Genomic DNA, 15,324 nt, shown 5'->3' on the forward strand with positions numbered 1-15,324 from the left:
GACCTTGCGTCTCAGCGATAGGGCTTCAGGATGCGCTCGGCCTCGGCCTGGGCATCCTCCAGCGCCTTCTGGGGCGTCTTCGTCCCGGTCAGCGCGGCCTGCAGCCCGTCATTGAGCGCCTTGGTGACACGCTGGTTCTCATGCGTCGAGAGTTCGGCCACCGCATGCGGAAGCTGGTCGCGCGCCACCAGCGCCGGCGGGAAGTCCTTCGCATAGGCCTTCATCGCCGCCGTCTCATAGGCCGCCGGCGAGACCGCGACATAGCCGGTGTCGATGCCCCATTTCGCGGCGCGCTCGGGCGTCGTGATCCAGCGGATGAACTTGAAGGCGGCTTCCTGCTGGGCCGGGGTGGCCTTCTTGGAGAGGTAGAAATTGCCACCGCCGGTCGGGCTGCCGCGGCGCTTGCCGGCCGGCAGCATGGCGACGCCGAAGGGGAACTTCGCGTTGCTGCGGACATTGGTGAGGTTGCCCGTCGTGGTCCACATCATCGCGACCTTCTTCTCGAAGAAGTCCTTCGGCGTGGTGCCCCATTCGACGATGCCGGGGGGATGGACCTTGTGCTTCTGCGCGAGGTCGACCCAGTACTGCAGCGCCTCGACGACGGCGGGGTCGGCATAGTTGGTCGTGTTGCCGGCGGCATTGGCGAGGATCGCGCCGGCCTGCGTCGACAGGCCCTGGAACAGCCAGTAGGGGAAGCCCGAGGACGGGATCTGGATGCCCCATTGGGTGACGTTGCCCGACGCGTCCTTCTTGGTCAGCTTCTGCGCGAAGTCGAGCTGCTCGGCCCAGCTCGCCGGCGGCTTCTCGGGATCGAGCCCGGCCTCCTTGAAGAGCTCCTTGTTCCAGTAGAGCACCACGGTCGAGCGCTGGAAGGGGATGCCCCAGGTCTTGCCGCCGGTCTGGCTGTTTTCCATGAAGGCCGGGAAGAAGGAGGCGAGCCACTTCTTGTCGTCCTCGGTCTTGATGAAGCTGTCGAAGGGAACGACCGCGTCCTCGTCGATCAGCGTGAACATGTCGGTGGAGAGCAGCACCGAGGTCACCGGCGGCGTGCCGCTCTTGTGGGCCGTCAGCGCCTTGATGATCGTTTCCTGATAGGTGCCGGCATAGATCGGCTTCAGCTTGATCGAGGGGTTCTCTTTCTCGAAATCGGCGGCGTAGCTGTCGATCAGCTTGGTGATCGGCCCGCCGACGGCGACCGGATAAAAGAAGGAAACCTCGGTCGCGGCCTGCGACCGGGCGAGGCCCGGCAGGGCCAAGGATCCCGCGAGCGCCGCAGCACCGCTCAACACGTCACGCCTGTGCATCTGTGTTCTCCCTGATGAGGTGACTTGCGCCCGACCCTTGTGAACGGATCTTAACCCGAAACCACTTTGCGCTCGGACGCCTGGTCGAACCAGTGCAATGCCGATTGTGACAATGTGATGTAGACGGTTTCGCCCGGCCTGGTGCGGACCTTGCCCGCCCGCCGGACGATGAAGCCATGCCCGCCGATGCGGGTTTCGACCAGCGTATCGGCCCCGAGATATTCGACCGCGGCGACCTCGGCGGCGATGCCACTCTCGCCCAGCGCGGTCATTTCGGGCCGGATGCCGACGGCCAGAGTCGCCGGGTCATGCCCCTGCGGCGGCGTCAACTGACCGGCGCCGCCCGCCGCCAGGACCGCCTGGAGCGGCACGACATTCATCGGCGGCGTTCCGACAAAGCGCGCGACGAAGATGCTCGCCGGGTTCTCGTAGATCTCGTCGGGCGGGGCATCCTGCTCGATGCGGCCGTTGCGCATCAGCACGACCTGGTCGGCCATCGTCATCGCCTCGACCTGATCATGCGTGACATAGACCATGGTGATCCCCAGCCGCTGCTGGAGCTCGCGGATCTCGCGGCGCATCTCGACGCGCAGTTGCGCATCGAGGTTCGAGAGCGGCTCGTCCATCAGGCAGACGGGAGCCTCCGCGACCACGGCCCGGCCCAGCGCCACCCGCTGCTGCTGCCCGCCTGACAGCTGCGAGGGCTTGCGGTCGAGCAGGCCCTGGAGCCCGAGGATGTCGGCGGCGCGCGCCAGCCGGTTGTCGCGCTCCGCGCGCGGCACCTTGCGGACCTCGAGACCGAAGGCGATGTTCTGCGCCACCGTCAGATGGGGAAACAGCGCATAGTTCTGGAACACCATCGCGATCCCGCGCTGGGAGGGCTCGGCCCGGGTGACATCGCGGCCGCCGATCAGGATCGCGCCGCTGCTGGTGTCCTCGAGCCCGGCGATCAGGCGCAACGTCGTCGACTTGCCGCAGCCCGAGGGGCCGAGCAGCGCGACGAGCTTGCCCCCTTCCACCGTGAAGCTGACCTCGTCGACCGCCGCCGCGCCGCCCCAGGTCTTCGAAACGGTTTTCAGCTCGACAGAAACCATGCGTCATCCGGCCCGGCGCCCAAGATGCCAAACTGAGCCGGCACAGGGTCTGTGTTCTCGATCCTCGATATGGCGCAGAACGGCCCCGCAGCACAAGGCCGGTCCGACCGTCGCGCCGACGCCTTTCGCTCAGCCCCGCGTTGCGACCAGCCGCTTGACGCGCACGACCTCCACCAGCGCCAGCAGCAGATGATAGAGCACGCGAACCGGAACCGCCGCCCGGTCGGGAGCACCGGCCGCGTCGACGCGGTTGATCCACAGGCCGCTGCCGCGATCGACGAAGCGCGCGAAGACGAGCGCCAGATTCGGGTCGAGACGCGCCGCCGCCTCTGCGTCGTCCTCGAACTCGATGCGCGCCACGAGAGCCTTGAGATATTCGGTCTGCGGCCAGAGCAGGCAGGCGCCGTCGAGCAGGCTGCCGTCGGGCGCGATCTCGTTGACGACTGCGTGCGCCGGGCCCGCACCATGGTGCCGGTCGGCGAAGCCGTAGAGCCCGCGCGCCGCCGCGTGCGCGCGACGCCCGCCCGTCAGGCGGTCGTGGTGATGCAGCAGCCAGGTCCATTCGTAATGGTGTCCGGGCTCGCGGACCTGCCCCGCCCGGCCGGCGGCGGGCTGCCAGTCCTGCGTGAAGAACTCGCCGAGCGAACCGGTGCCGGCGTCGAGCATGCGCTCCTGCATCAGCCGCACCAGGCTCTCGGCCCGGGCGAGCCAGCGGTCGCCGCCCCCGCTTTCGGCCATGGCATGGCAGGCCTCGAGAAGGTGCATATGCGGGTTCTGCCGCCGCGGCAGACTGCCCAGCATGTCCTCGGCGAAGCCGCCCTCGGGATGGGCCAGCGTCGCCTCGATGAAGCCCATCACCGTCTCGGCCCGCTCCAGCCAGATGCGCTCGCCGCTCGCCCGCGCGAACCAGCCGCAGGCGAAAATGACGAAGGCGAGGTCGTAGAAATCCGACTTCGGATCGACCGGTTCGCCCCGGATGGTGCAGCGATGGCTGAAACGCCCGTCCGGGCGGCGACAGCGGCTCCAGAGGAAATCCATGCCATGACGCGCCGCATCGAGCGCCCCTGGCACGCCGAGGAGGTGGGCATGGCTGAAGACATAAGCCAGCCGTGCCGTCACCAGCGTGCTGCGCGCGTCGTTCTCGACGGCGATACCGTCGGGCGACACCATCTCGACATAGCCCGGCCACTCGGCCGACCAGACCCGCCCGAGCCAGCCGGGGAGCAACGTCCCGACGAGCCAGTTCTCGATCACATCCGCCTCGAAATCCCGCATGTCGCACTCCTCGTCTCGCGCCCTGTCCGAGCGCCCCGGCGGACCGGGGTCTCGCGGTTGCCACGGGGCGGCGGCATCATCGCCGATTCGCCGTCGCATTTTCGCTCGATCAGACCATCGCCTGCTCAACAAAAAGGCCCTGCCGTTTAGGCAGGGCCTTGATGATGTGCTTGCCTATGGAGTGGCCTCTCAGAACTCCGCCCAGCCTGCATCGCCGGCGCGGCTGTTGGCGGCCTTCTTGACGGGGGCTGGCCGGGGTGCCGGGGCGACGGCGCTGCGGGGTGCCGATGCCCTGGTCTGGGTGAAGGCAGCTTCGGCGAGCTGGCGCAGGCGGGTGGGCTCGCTCGCAGGGATCGGCACATCCACGGCGCGGCCGGAGTCCGGCCCGGTCTTGAAGGCGGCGACGAGGTCGTTGAGCTGGGCGATCTTGTCCGAGAGCGAGCCGGCCGAGGCTGCGCTCTGCTCGGAGAGTGCCGCGTTCTGCTGCGTCATCTCGTCGAGATGCGCCACCGCCTGGCTCATCTCGTCGATGCCGTTGGCCTGCTCTCCGGATGCAGCGGAGATGTCCGCGATCGTCGCCGCGACCTTCTTCGACGCGGTCAGGATCTGCTCCAGCGCCTCTCCGGCCTGGCGCACCAGCTTGACGCCCTCGCCGACCTCGGAGTTCGATGACGAGATCAGCGCCGAGATGTCCTTGGCCGCCTCGCTGGAGCGCTGCGCCAGCGTGCGCACCTCGGAGGCCACGACCGCGAAGCCCTTGCCGGCATCGCCGGCGCGCGCTGCTTCCACCGCCGCATTGAGCGCGAGCAGATTGGTCTGGAAGGCGATGTCGTCGATCACCCGGATGATGTCGGAGATCTTGGTCGAGGCGCTCTCGATGCGCGCCATGGCGTCGACCGCCTGGCCGGCGATGGCGCCGCCGGTCTGCGCCGCCCTCATCGCCTCGTCGGCGATCGCGGCGGCGTCGCGCGAGGCCTGGGCCGAGGCCTTCACCGAGGCGGCGAGCTCTTCGGTCGTCGCCGCCGTCTCTTCGAGCGACGAGGCCTGATCCTCGGTGCGCTTGGACAGGTCGTCGGCGCCCATGTTGATCTCGCGGGCGGCGAGCCCGACATCGGCAGAGGTCAGCTGGATCGTCTTCACCGTCGAAGACAGCCGATCAACCGTCTCGTTGATCGCGCCCTTCAGGGTCGCGAAGACGCCGTGATAATCGCCCGAGACCGGGCGCGTCAGATCGGCGGCAGCAATGGCCTGCATCGCCTGGGCGAACTCGGTCGTCGACTGCTCGACAACCTCATTGATCTCGTTGATGCCATCGACAAGCTTCTTCAGCTGCTCATCGGCCTGGTCGGTGCGCACACGCGCCGAGAAGTCGCCTGCAGCCGCGGCCGCCACGACCTTGCCGACATCCGACACCACCGCCTCCATCGACTGCGCCCGCGCAAGGCGCACCGCAGCGGCCTCCTCCAGCTCTTCGAGTCCGCGAATGCGCTGAATATTGGCCTGGAAGACCTTGAGCGCGACGGCTATCGCTCCGATCTCGTCCTTCTGGTCCGCGTGGGTGATGTTCACATCGTGCACGCCGCGAGCGAGAGCATCCATATCCGCGATGACCTGACCGATCGGCCGGGTGATACTGCGACCCATTAGGACAGCGCTGATGAGCGAAGTGAGCAAAACACCTGCGGCCAGAGCCCCCGAAATCAGCAGTTTGCCAGACGCATCGCCCGCCACGCGCGTCGCGGTTTCCACTAGGGTCGCCGACGCTTTGTCCTCGACGGCCTTCAGCAGGTTGATGCGGTCGGTTGTTTTGCGAAACCAATCGGGCGCAGCGATCTTCGAAATGTCGCCGCCGAACGGCGCCGCATAGGCGGCGCGGCGCATGGAATCGACCTCCTGCGAGGCAGGCGCGGCCAAGGCAGCGTCGAGCAGCGCGATGGAAGCCGAGTTTCCGGCGGAGCGGAACTGTTCGAAAAACTGGCTTTGCGCCGCTCCCAGCCCAACGAAGTTTCGAAACAGCGCGGCCTCGAATCGGCCCGCGGCGAAAGCGTTTGAGCCCAAAGCCCGCTCCTGTCCAGCGCGCTCCTTTCCTTCCATGATCATCGCATAAGCGCGTGCATCTCCCTTGAGCGCGGGGTTAGACGCCACATCCTGGACGCTGCTGATCAGCATCAGGATCCGACTGATGGCGGTGGAGTATCGCCCTGCCGCTTCGGCCACGGGAATGGATAGCGCATCGACTTGTTGGCGCGTCGCACGCAGTTCCCCCAGAGCGCTTTCGATCGCTGGACGCTGCGCTAGCATCGGGCCCGCGAGTTCGACGGCAGCCACAGACCGGAAGATGTTGTCGAATGCCGCGAGCGCCGTGTCGGTTTGCTGACGCTGGGAGATCAACTCGGGCGCGAAGTTCTGACCTTTCGCCCCGATGAACAGGGCGGACGATCCACGCTCCTTCTGCAACTCATGGACGACCTGACCAGCCCTGGGCAACTGGCGTGCGACCATCGCGATCTCACGCGCTTCCTTTGCCTTCACCCACAATATCACACTGTTGCTGATGACAAGCGCCATGATGGCGAGGAGGGGAATGGCGACGACGAGCGCCAACTTGAGGTTGATCTTGATATCTCGAATCCGAAAAAGTCGAAACATCGACATCCCAGCCCCTCTTAACTGTTACCTTAGGTCACTCTAAATACAAATCAGATCAATTCTTCATTAACGTCGTCGCGATTTTCTCGAGTAATTACCGTCCCGTCGCAGCAATTTACGCCCTGCCGCATGAGAGTGCGGACATTGGCAATCCAGGCAAAGACTGCAGCGTTTATGGGAGATGTTCCGATCCCTCCCAGATCGGCAGGGCTCGTGTCGGTCGGCGGAGCACTCTCCTGACGGCATCAGAACTCTTCCCAGCCCGCATCACCGGCGCGGCTGTTGGCGACCTTCCTGGCGGGTGCCGGCGCCGGGCGCGGTGCGGGTGCCGCCATCCGGGGCGCCGGAGCCTTGTGAGCGAAGGCGACTTCCGCGAGCTGGCGCAAGCGGGCGGGCTCGCCGGCAGGCGCCGGCGCCGCCGCGGCCCGGCCGTCGTCGGGCCCGGTCTTGAAGGCGGCGACGAGGTCGTTGAGCTGGGCGATCTTGCCCGAGAGCGATCCGGCCGACGCCGCGCTCTGTTCCGACAGCGCCGCGTTCTGCTGGGTCATCTCGTCAAGATGCGCCACCGCTTGGCTCATCTCGTCGATGCCGCTGGCCTGTTCGCCCGAGGCGGCTGAGATTTCCGCGATGGTGGCCGCGACCTTCTCGGACGCGGCGAGGATCTGGCTGAGCTGTTCGCCGGCCTGACGGACGAGCTTGACGCCCTCGCCGACCTCGCTGTTCGACGAAGAGATCAGCGCCGAGATGTCCTTTGCCGCCTCGCTCGACCGCTGGGCGAGCGTCCGGACTTCGGACGCGACGACCGCGAAGCCCTTGCCGGCATCGCCCGCACGGGCCGCCTCGACGGCCGCGTTGAGGGCCAGCAGATTAGTCTGGAAGGCGATGTCGTCGATCACCCGGATGATGTCCGAGATCTTGGTCGAGGCGCTCTCGATGCGCGACATCGCGTCGACGGCCTTCCCGGCGATGGCGCCACCGGTCTGCGCCGCCTGCATCGCATCATTGGCGACGCTCGCCGCCTGGCGCGAGGCCTGGGCGGTGGCCTTGACCGAGGCCGCAAGCTGCTCGGTCGTCGCCGCGGTCTCCTCCAGGCTCGAGGCCTGATCCTCGGTGCGCTTCGACAGGTCGTCGGCACCCATGTTGATCTCGCGAGCGGCGAGACCGACATCGGCCGAGGTCAGCTGGATGGTGCGGACGGTCGAGGACAGGCGGTCGACGGTCTCGTTGATCGCCGTCTTCAGGGTCGCAAAGACGCCGTGATAGTCGCCCGAGACCGGGCGCGTCAGATCGGCGGTGGCAATGGCCTGCATCGCCTGGGCGAACTCGGTCGTCGACTGCTCGACCACCGCCGAGACCTGGTTCAGGCCCATGGCGATGTCGCGGACGAAGCCATCCTTGTCGTCAACCGACAACCGCGCCGAGAAGTCGCCCCTGCGGGCGGCATCGACGACCGCCGCCACCTCGGCCTCGCTCTGAAGCTCGGCCGTGACGTTGCGCCAGATCAGGGTGTGGCCCATGATCCGGCCGCCTTCGTCAGCGATATAGGCCATGTCGACCATGATCGCCTCGGATCCGACATCGTAGCGCACCTTGCGGACCTGGCCGTTGTCGAGGATGAGCTGGCGCTTCAGATTGGGGTTGCTGCGGTAGCAATCGATGTGCTGGCCCATCATGGCCTCGACGCGGAAGGCCGGCGTGGCCGCCTGGAAGGTCGGCTCCAGCTGCTTCAGCATCCGCAGCAGCGATGCGCTGATGAAGATGATCTTCTCGCCGGGATCGGTGATCATCAGCATGGTCGGCGACTGGTTCATCGCCGAGACCGTCAAGGCGCTGCGCCCGGCCTCGAGACGGCCCTGGTCGATCGCACGGGCGATCGCGCCGATCTCGTTGCTGAGCCCGGCATGGGGCACGGGGGTGTCGTAATCGTTCGCCTCGTGGCGGCGCAGTGTTGCAACCAGATCGGCGAGCGGATTGCGGATCGTCCGGACGAAGGCCAGTGCAAAGGCGAGGGCGATCAGCGCCGCCACCGCGGCGATCGCGAGATCGCGCCAGGCGTGGCTTTGGAAACCGTCGATGCGGGCGTCGATGAGCCGGATCAGCTGGGCCTGACCGGCCGTCCAGAGAGCGTCAGCCGCGGCAACGAAGGCGATGGCCGCCGCCTCGGCATCGGGCGCGCGCAGCGATGGTGCACGCTCCAGCGCGTAGTCCTCGCGCAGGGCCGCAGCCTGTTTCGCCACGAGCGCGCTCGCGCTGTCGAAGCCGCCGCGGACCCCCGACAGGCGGGCGCCGAGGCTGCCATCGGCGTTGCCGGCGATGGCGGAGGCGAGCGAGGACTGGACGGCGGCAAGCGCGATGTCGAAGCGGGTCGCCGCCTGGACGAGAAGATCGTGCTGGCGCGGAGCGACCTTGCCCTGCGCGACGAGAACCGGCTGCATGGCGGCGGCGAGCCCGGCCCGGGCGACCATCAGCTCCGGCAGGCGGACGGCGACGACGTCCATGACGTAGTAGGAATCGACATCCGGATCGAGCGTGAGGTTCGAGCCGTCGGCGATCTTCTGGATCGCCACCTGCCCGGCATCCCCGATCCGCACCTTGTCCTTCTCCTCGGACAGGGCCCGGGAGAACGTGCTCAACGCCTCGCCGGCCTTCAGGGCGTCGGCCTCGGCCTGCCTTGCCTTGACCCGTTGAGCCGCGCCCGACAGGCGATCGGCAGCGGTGTTCGGCGCCGTGCCGGCCGAGAGCGCCGTCCAGACGTCGCCGAGCAGGCGAGCACCGGTGACTTCGAGCGACGAGAACGCGACATCCTTGCGGACCTGTTGCCCGAACAGCAGCGTCAGGTGCCCGACGGGCAGCATCATCAGCGCCATGATCACGGCGATTTTCGCGCCCACCGTCAGGGACGCGATCCGGGTAGCCAGCATTTTCATGGGAGGGGGGTCCACAGGTGTCGTCAGCTGGGCGAACCATCGGCCCCGAGCGTTAACGATGACCTAAGGTAATCTTTGAATTCGCGGGGCTTCCGGTGAATTTTCGAAAAAGGCGAGCGATCTCGATGGCTTGGAATGAAATTAGATTAAAGTCGTACGACTTTAATCTAATTTCATTCCCGATCCTCGACCGACCCAGTCTTATCGCCGGACCCCTTCAGAGCCGCGACAGATCCGGGAACGGTCGCACCGGCGCGGTGCCGTTCCACCCCTCCGACGCCTCGCGAATCAGGCGGAACATCTCGGCCTTGGGGCCGGCGAGCTTGCGTCCGCTTCCATCCGGCCCGCTCATCCGGCACCGCCTCGGCGGACGGCGTCGAAGACACCGTCGCCGCCGACCTGGCCGCCCTTCAGCACCAGTTCGAGCCCGTCCCGCTCCGGGTCCGGCGCATGGGCGCGGCAGAGCGGCGAGCCGGGCGCGATCGGTGCGATCGCGGTCAGCGCGTCGATGCCGAGCTGGGCTGCCGCATGGCTCGAAGTGTCGCCGCCCGAGATCACCGCGCGCGTCAGCCGGGCCTCGCGCAGCACGCGATCGAGGATGGTGCCGAGCGCCGCGCCGATCCGGTCGTTGACCGCCTCGATCGTGAGGCCTGCAACAGCCACCGCCTCGCGCAGCCGCGCCACGGCGGGGTCGTCGGGCCCCTGGGCGGAGAAGACGAGCGGGCTTTGGCCCTCTGCCAACGCCGCCAGCGCGCGGCTGGTCGCGGTCTCGATCTCGCTCGCCCAGGCGCGGGGCTCGACCGCGCGCTCGGCCGCGATGCGGATCGCCGCGAAGCCCCGCTCCTGCGCCGTGGCGATCTGCCGGGCGGTGACGGGCGAGACCGAGCCCGAGACGACGGCGATCTGCGCGACCGCGCCCGGCGTGGCCAGGGTCGGAGCAGCAGGCAGCAGGCCCGCGGCGCGCCAATGCGCCACGAGCGCCGCCTCGACGCCCTGCGAGCCGATGGTGAAACAGGGCCGTCCGCCGCGCTGCCAGAGCAGGCGGCCCGCCTCCTCCAGGGTCTGCGCATCCATGACGTCGATCGAGACGATGGCCGCGCCCTCCGCGAGCGCGGCGTCGAGCGCGGCATCGCCCGCGCCGCGCTTCATCGCGACGAAATCGACGAGGCCGATCGGCAGGTCGGTCTGGCGGGCGAGATGGCGGCCGAGATCGGCCTCGTCCATCGGCGTCACCGGGTGGCGCGCCATGACGGGATGCCGGTCGAGACGGTAGCCGCGGCCATGGGCGAGCGCGAAGAGATGGCCGAAGCTCTGGAAGCGGCCCATGCCGGGTTCGCCGACGACGAGTGGAATCCAGCCCTCGAGGAGCCGCGCACCGATCTCCGCCGCCCGGCCGATCGAGCCGATATGGGGTGCGGAATCGAAGGTGGAGCAGACCTTGTAGTGGAGGATGGGCGCACCGAGCGCCTTCAGCCCGGCGAAGATGGGCGGGAGATGCTCGTCCATCCAGGCCGGGCTGCGCGAGCGCGCGACGCCGGCGATGCCGATGCCGCGGCAATGCCGGAAGGCCGCCAGACGCTCCGGCGTCGGCGGGGCGAGGAACAGCACCGTCTCCAGACCGGCGAAGGCGAGCGCCTCCATGGAGGCGGAGGAGCCGGTGAAATCATCGCCATAGAAGGCGACGAGCGGCCCCGCCGGGAGGGGGCGCAGCGCGCTCACGCCGCAATCTCCAGCGCCCGGCCGAGTTCCGGATGGGTGCGGGCGTGCTCGGCGAGCGGAATGCCGGCGATGGCGGCGGCCCAGGCCTCGCGCAGCGAGCGCACGCCCGCTGCAACGCCGTCGGGATGGGCCATCACACCGCCACCCGCCGTCATGAGCAGGTCGGTGCTGCCGAGCGCGGCATAGGTGCCGTGCGCCTGCCGCACCGTCTGGCCCGACGAGAACACCGGCATGACCGTGCAGGGCTTGTCGGCAAACATCGGCGTCAGGCATTCGCGCGCCGAGGCGATGACGCTCTCGTCGGTCTCCGAGAACTTGTTGGAGAGGCCGTTGACATGCATGTGATCGGCGCCCGCCAGGCGCCAGAGCTTCTGCCAGGCGACATAGGACCAGCCCAGCATCGGGTGGCGCGAGAGATAGCCCCAGCCATTGCGGTGCGCGTGGATCGGCAGCTGCGCGAAGCGCCGGAGCTCGATCATCCCGACGAGGCCGACCGAGTTCAGGCTCGCCATCAGGCAGGTCGCGCCATGGGCGAGCAGCGTGTCGTGGCGGCGGCGCATCTGGTCGAGATCGCCGGTGAGGTTGAAGGCGAACATCGGCTTGCGGCCGGTGCGGTCGGCATGGCGCTCGATCACCGCCATCACCGCGGCGACGCGCTGGTCGAAGGGACAGGCCGGCCCGTCGGACTGCAGCTCGTCGTCCTTGATGAAGTCGATTCCGGCACCGCAGAGCTCGTCGACGAGCGCCGCGGTGGCGGCCGGATCGAGCCCGACGCTGGGCTTGATGATCGTGCCGATCAGCGGGCGCCCCTCCACACCGGCGAGGCGCCGCGTGCCGGCGACACCGAAGCACGGCCCGGGATAGGCTTCGGCGAAGGCCGCGGGCAGGCGGATGTCGAGGATCCGCAGACCGCTGGCGCATTTCAGCTCGAACAGGTTGCCGGCGACGGTGGCGAGCAGGTTGGGCAGTGAGGGGCCAATCGTCGCGAGCGGCCAGGACAGGGTCACCCGCGCCCGGGTGACGCGCTCTCCGGGAGAGGGCGCGACGTTGGAGGGCAGCGAGCGGCCCGGCACGTCGCGCTCCAGGATGTCGAGCGCCACCACCCGTGCGGAGGCACGCGCCTTCAGCTCCGGCGTCTCCCCGGGAATGGCGACGAAGGTGCCGCTCGACTGCTCGCCCGCCATGGTCTCGGCAGCACGGGCAGGGTCGAGCGGTGTCTCCAGCAGATAGTCGGCCTCGAAGCGATCGGTCAGCATCGATCGCGTCCTCTCAGGCCACGCGGCAGGTCAGGCCGCCATCGACCGGCAGCGCCACGCCGTTGATGTAGGCCGCCTCGTCGGAGGCGAGGAACAGCGCCGCATGGGCGATGTCCCAGGCCGTGCCCATCTTGCCCGTCGGGCTGGCGGCGTCGCGGGCCGCGATCATCTCTTCGGTGCTGGCGTACTGCCCGGCGATCTGCTGGTGGATCAGCGGCGTGTTCATCATGCCCGGCATGATCGCGTTCACGCGGATGCCGTCGCGGGCATATTGCAGCGCCAAGCCCATGGTGAAGTTGTTCACCGCCGCCTTGGCCGCGTAGTAAGCGCTGTAGGGATAGCCGGTGTAGCGGATCGCGGCGACGGAGGAGACGTTGACGATTGCCCCCTTCTTCCGGGCGAGCATATGCGGCAGCACATGCTTGGCGGCGAGGAAGCAGGTGGTGACGTTGAGGTCGAGCGTGCGGTGCCAGTCGGCCTCGTCGAGCTCGATCGGCCCGCCCATCCCGGCATAGCCGACATTGTTGTGCAGCACGTCGATCCGGCCATGGGCGGCGATGATGTCGGCGACCAGCGCCGCGACCTCGTCGGAGCGCGTGGCGTCGCAGGCATGGGCGCTGGCGCGGCCGCCCTCGGCGGTGATGATGGCGACCGTCTCTTCGGCCGCGGCGGGGTTGACGTCGACGCAGGCGACCTGGGCGCCCTCACGGGCGAAGACGACGGCCGTCGCCTTGCCGTTGCCCCAGCCGGGCCCGACCGAGCCCGCGCCGAAGACGATGGCGATCTTGTCCTGAAGCCGTCCAGCCATGCGCGCCTCCAACCGCGGCCCGCGCCGCCGGGGGGCGGGCCTGGGCATGCGGACGTGTCCTCTTTGCGGGCGGACTGACGGTCTCAGCCGGGCGCCGTACGGCTCCCAACGCCTCGCGTCTCCGACCCGGCTCGTTCTTGATCGTTGCGCACAGGCTAGGCAGGGGCGAGCGAAAACGACATCCCAAATCGGCGCCGGCTGCTGTAAGATTTTCTCACAGCAGAAGGCCCCCCTCCCGATGGCATCGCTCCGCCTGCCCCTCAACGCGCTGCGCGCCTTCGAAGCGACGGCGCGGCTCAACAGCATGTCCGCCGCCGCGGCCGAACTCGGTGTCACCCATGGCGCGATCAGCCGGCATGTCCGCAGCCTCGAGACCGAGTTCGGCGTGCCGCTGCTGAAGCGCCTGCCGAAGTCGGTCGAGCCCACCCAGCAGGGCGGGCGTCTCGCCGCGACGCTGGGAGACGCCTTCGCGCGCATGCAGCAGGGCGTGGCGGCACTGGCGCCGCTGCCGCTCACCCTCTCCTGCTCGGCCACGATCAGCATGCACTGGCTGATTCCCCGGCTCGGCGCGTTCAAGCGCGCCAACCCGGATGTCGAGATCCGGCTCAACCTCAACTATGGCGAGGTCGACTTCCTGCGCGACGAGATCAGCCTCGCGATCCGCTCGACCATGTTCAAGGCGCCCCACGAGGTGGTCATCCGGCCGCTGCTGCGCGAGCGCGTCGGCCCCGTCTGCCATCCCGACTATGCCCAACGACTGGGTCTGAGCGCGCCCGCCGACCTCGCGCGGGCGCGGCTGCTGGGCACGGCGACGCGGGTCCATGCCTGGCGGGAATGGATGGAGGCGTTCGGCTATCGCGGCGAGCCGCTGCAGCCGCAGGACAGCTTCGACCATTTCTACCTGCAGAACCAGGCGGCGGCCTGCGGGCTGGGCGTCGCGATCGCGCCCGAAATCCTGGTCGCGGGCGAGATCGCGCGCGGCCATCTCGTCGCGCCCTTCGGCTTCGTCGATGGGCCGCACGAGCTCAATCTCTGGATCGCGCCGCATCTGCGCCGCCGCGCCGACGTGAAGCGGCTGGCCGGCTGGATCGAGGCGGCGATGCACGCGCCGGGCAGCTGAAGGCGATTCTCGCCGGCGGCCTCATTCGCGCCGGAACACCATGCCGCCATGGTGAAGCGTGTTGTCGTCGACGAAGGTGCCGTCGGCGGTGAAGCCGGTGTCGTCCCAGTAGCGGATAGAGGTGCCCTCGACCTCGTAATGCCCCTGATAGGCACTCCGGCGCGCTCCCCGGGCTTCGTCGTAGCGGCCGTTCGGCAGCAATTCATGCCTGATGCGGCCATCGGTCGTCACCCACATGCCGACATAGGGATGATCGCCCGCCCTCGTCGGCTGCGTGGCCGCGCGGCAGGGCGCCGAGGCGCCCACCCCGTCGAGGGCCGGCACGGACAGGGTCGTCGAGAGCGCCAGCATGAGCGCGGCGGTTCGAAGGTCGGTCATGACGCGCCCTCCCTCAACGGCTCTGCGTCGGACGCACGACGATCTCGCTGACGTCGACGTCTTCGGGCTGTTCGATCGCATAGCGCACGGCCCGCGCAATCGCGTCCGGTTGCAGGGCCATGGCGCGATAGCCTCTCATGGCCTCGGCCGCGACGGGATCGGTGATGGTGTCGGCGAGTTCGCTCTCGACCACCCCGGGATGGATGCAGGTGACGCGGATGCGGTCGTTCTCCTGACGAAGGCCCTCGGAGATAGCGCGAACCGCGTGCTTGGTCGCGCAATAGACCGCGGCGGTGGGGACGACTCCCAGCGCGCCGATCGAGGCAATGTTGATGATGTGCCCGGAGCCCCGCTCGGTCATCTCGGGCAGGACGGCGGCAATGCCGTGGAGCACGCCCCTGATGTTGACGTCGATCATGCGGTCCCACTCGTCGAGCTTGAGCGAGACCAGGGGCGAGAGCGGCATGACGCCGGCATTGTTGACGATCACGTCGACCCGGCCGAAGCGCTCCCGGGCCGCCCGCGCGAAGGCGGCGACATCGGCGCGATCGGTGACGTCGAGCCGGCGGATCAGCGTCGCTCCGCCGATTTCGACGGCCAGCGCCTCGAGCCGGTCGGTGCGGCGGGCCCCCAGCGCGAGCGTGGCGCCGGCGTGGCCGAGTTCACGGGCGATGCCCGCGCCGATGCCGCTCGAGGCTCCGGTGACGAGGACGACCTTGTCGATGGCCATGATGACTCTCCCTTCCTGCACAATCCCTGTTGACTTGGCAGAAAGCTAAGCTCGGGCCACTGTC

General features: G+C 68.5%; 12 protein-coding genes. 1 reads left to right on the plus strand and 11 read right to left on the minus strand.

Annotation, left to right across the window (positions count from 1 at the left end; translation table 11 throughout):
* Nucleotides 1–11: 11 nt before the first annotated feature.
* The 9 genes from SJY11_RS23080 to SJY11_RS23120 form a co-directional block, all read right to left on the minus strand.
* Entirely contained in the window at nt 12–1,304 is a 1,293-nt protein-coding gene (locus SJY11_RS23080) for an ABC transporter substrate-binding protein (protein ID WP_376989052.1), read from the minus strand.
* A 50-nt stretch (nt 1,305–1,354) separates the two neighbouring features.
* Nucleotides 1,355–2,398: an ABC transporter ATP-binding protein gene (locus SJY11_RS23085; protein ID WP_376989053.1), complete on the minus strand. Its 1,044-nt coding sequence runs from the start codon at nt 2,396–2,398 to the stop codon at nt 1,355–1,357.
* A 129-nt stretch (nt 2,399–2,527) separates the two neighbouring features.
* On the minus strand, nt 2,528–3,673 hold the full coding sequence (locus SJY11_RS23090) for an AGE family epimerase/isomerase (protein ID WP_376989054.1): 1,146 nt from the start codon (nt 3,671–3,673) through the stop codon (nt 2,528–2,530).
* A gap of 189 nt (nt 3,674–3,862) precedes the next feature.
* Complete coding sequence (locus tag SJY11_RS23095; RefSeq protein ID WP_376989055.1) at nt 3,863–6,322, minus strand: methyl-accepting chemotaxis protein; 2,460 nt, start codon at nt 6,320–6,322, stop codon at nt 3,863–3,865.
* A 245-nt stretch (nt 6,323–6,567) separates the two neighbouring features.
* The gene (locus tag SJY11_RS23100) at nt 6,568–9,249 is read right to left on the minus strand and encodes a methyl-accepting chemotaxis protein (RefSeq protein WP_376989056.1); all 2,682 of its coding nucleotides are present in this window, start codon (nt 9,247–9,249) and stop codon (nt 6,568–6,570) included.
* Between the two features lie 217 nt (nt 9,250–9,466).
* Nucleotides 9,467–9,601, minus strand: a complete 135-nt coding sequence (locus tag SJY11_RS23105) for a hypothetical protein (protein WP_376989057.1) — start codon at nt 9,599–9,601, stop codon at nt 9,467–9,469.
* Nucleotides 9,598–10,968, minus strand: coding sequence for a four-carbon acid sugar kinase family protein (locus tag SJY11_RS23110; protein ID WP_376989058.1), 1,371 nt, complete (start codon nt 10,966–10,968; stop codon nt 9,598–9,600). The genes SJY11_RS23105 and SJY11_RS23110 overlap by 4 nt, the downstream gene beginning before the upstream one ends.
* On the minus strand, nt 10,965–12,224 hold the full coding sequence (locus SJY11_RS23115) for a ribulose-bisphosphate carboxylase large subunit family protein (protein WP_376989059.1): 1,260 nt from the start codon (nt 12,222–12,224) through the stop codon (nt 10,965–10,967). The genes SJY11_RS23110 and SJY11_RS23115 overlap by 4 nt, the downstream gene beginning before the upstream one ends.
* A 13-nt stretch (nt 12,225–12,237) precedes the next feature.
* The gene (locus tag SJY11_RS23120) at nt 12,238–13,032 is read right to left on the minus strand and encodes an SDR family NAD(P)-dependent oxidoreductase (RefSeq protein ID WP_376989060.1); all 795 of its coding nucleotides are present in this window, start codon (nt 13,030–13,032) and stop codon (nt 12,238–12,240) included.
* Nucleotides 13,033–13,270: 238 nt separating this feature from the next.
* Between SJY11_RS23120 and SJY11_RS23125 the strand changes: the two genes are divergently transcribed.
* Nucleotides 13,271–14,152: a LysR substrate-binding domain-containing protein gene (locus SJY11_RS23125; protein ID WP_376989061.1), complete on the plus strand. Its 882-nt coding sequence runs from the start codon at nt 13,271–13,273 to the stop codon at nt 14,150–14,152.
* A gap of 21 nt (nt 14,153–14,173) precedes the next feature.
* On the opposite strand, the gene SJY11_RS23130 is transcribed toward SJY11_RS23125, so the two are convergent.
* On the minus strand, nt 14,174–14,530 hold the full coding sequence (locus tag SJY11_RS23130) for an Atu4866 domain-containing protein (RefSeq protein WP_376989062.1): 357 nt from the start codon (nt 14,528–14,530) through the stop codon (nt 14,174–14,176).
* 13 nt (nt 14,531–14,543) lie between these two features.
* Nucleotides 14,544–15,260, minus strand: a complete 717-nt coding sequence (locus SJY11_RS23135; protein WP_376989063.1) for an SDR family oxidoreductase — start codon at nt 15,258–15,260, stop codon at nt 14,544–14,546.
* Nucleotides 15,261–15,324 lie beyond the last annotated feature (64 nt).

Source organism: Allobosea sp. R86505, assembly GCF_042466375.1.
Lineage (GTDB): Bacteria > Pseudomonadota > Alphaproteobacteria > Rhizobiales > Beijerinckiaceae > Allobosea.